Origin of the sequence: Psychroflexus sp. MES1-P1E (genome assembly GCF_002836055.1) — a bacterium.
Taxonomy (GTDB): Bacteria; Bacteroidota; Bacteroidia; order Flavobacteriales; family Flavobacteriaceae; genus Psychroflexus.
The window spans coordinates 1-1427 of sequence record NZ_PJBS01000284.1; the positions used below are offsets into that span (position 1 = coordinate 1).

3 protein-coding genes are annotated in these 1427 nt (G+C 27.5%); all 3 read left to right on the forward strand.

Features of this window, described 5'->3' with window-relative positions:
• Positions 1–314 precede the first annotated feature (314 nt).
• The 3 genes from CXF67_RS09780 (at position 315) to CXF67_RS18245 (ending at position 1390) form a co-directional block, all read left to right on the forward strand.
• The gene (locus CXF67_RS09780; RefSeq protein WP_102088583.1) at positions 315–857 is read left to right on the forward strand and encodes a hypothetical protein; all 543 of its coding nucleotides are present in this window, start codon (positions 315–317) and stop codon (positions 855–857) included.
• A gap of 10 nt (positions 858–867) precedes the next feature.
• Positions 868–1137, forward strand: a complete 270-nt coding sequence (locus tag CXF67_RS09785; protein WP_145990451.1) for a hypothetical protein — start codon at positions 868–870, stop codon at positions 1135–1137.
• Between the two features lie 76 nt (positions 1138–1213).
• Positions 1214–1390, forward strand: a complete 177-nt coding sequence (locus tag CXF67_RS18245) for a hypothetical protein (protein ID WP_180957952.1) — start codon at positions 1214–1216, stop codon at positions 1388–1390.
• Positions 1391–1427: the final 37 nt, after the last annotated feature.

Genomic DNA, 1427 nt, shown 5'->3' on the forward strand with positions numbered 1-1427 from the left:
CTATCTAAAGGTAAAGTTTGCCCTTTCTGCTGTGCGTATATCTCCATACATTTAAGCACAACTTCATAGCAACCCATATTTTTAAGCATTCCTTCTAGCCCTGCATTTTTAAATATTATATCTTTTTTATTCATTCTGTCAATTTTATATGTTAATAATTCGGGCAAAATCTACCCTTAGATTTAACGTTGTGGTGCATTAAAACTCACTCTTATGAATTTACTGAAATGACTCGATACATTAATTTTTTTAAAAAAATTAGTATAACAAAAAAAAATACTATATTGTAAATCAAATACATAGAAACAAATTTTATGAAACAAATTTTAATTACACTAACATTTTTAGTCATTGTTAGCTGTGCGTCTATTCCTAAAAACGCGTCAATCCTTAGTTCTTCAGTAACTCAAGGTATAGAAAGATTACAAGCAGAAAATGAAAATGTGATAAAAGCTTTAGCTGATATTGAGAGAGCAATATTAGATGAGGATTGGGATAACATTTATAATCTAATTGAAGATAAATACAGAACAAAATTGAATATCCCAAAAGGAACATCATTAACTAGAGACCAAACAATAGATATAGCTACTGGAGCAGCAGCAGTTAGAGAAGAGCTACTAAAAACTATATCTAGTAAGGAAAATGCTTTAATCTTAAAATCTAAAGAAAACTCACAAAAGGTAATAAATATTAATAAAGAGGTGCAAAATTATTTGCTTTCTCTTGAAAAATATAGTGAGGCTAACGAAAAAGTAAATGCTCTAACTAAAAAGATTATTGGAATTAATCCTTCAGATATAATAGGTACAATAGATAACAATATTCAAAATACAATAAATAATTATTTCAATTAAAATAAAAATTATGCCATCATTTTCATCGAGAAGACAAAGAATGCAACATATAATTAATGAAGTTGCAGAGGATTATAAAAAAGCATCTTATTGGTTGCCATTTGATGCACTAGAAATAAAAGATGTTTTTGAAGAAGAAGAACTTGAACTATTCAAAGAATTTATTGATGATATTCAAGAAAGCACAAACGAAAATGAAAGAAAAGCCAAACTAGTGAATAACATTAACAAATATAGTGGTGTAATTATTAAGGCATTAGAATTATCGAAAATTGTTTAATTATCTAAACTCAACTTTATAATATAAATGCAAATGCGGGAGTTGTTCAAAATTATCATCATCTGTTGTTAAAAAAATGGAAGAAAAAACTACAGAAGAAAAACTCATAGACCTGGAAGCCAAACTACTCGAACAAGAACATAGATTTTTTCCTGTTTGGGTTAACTTTTTTCGTAGAAATAAATATGACAAATATGATAAGAGAAGAACTTCAACTATAAAAGCTCTTATTTGGAGCTTTATTGGATTTTAAAGAATATGAGAGAATAAAACCGAAAAAATAACGCACC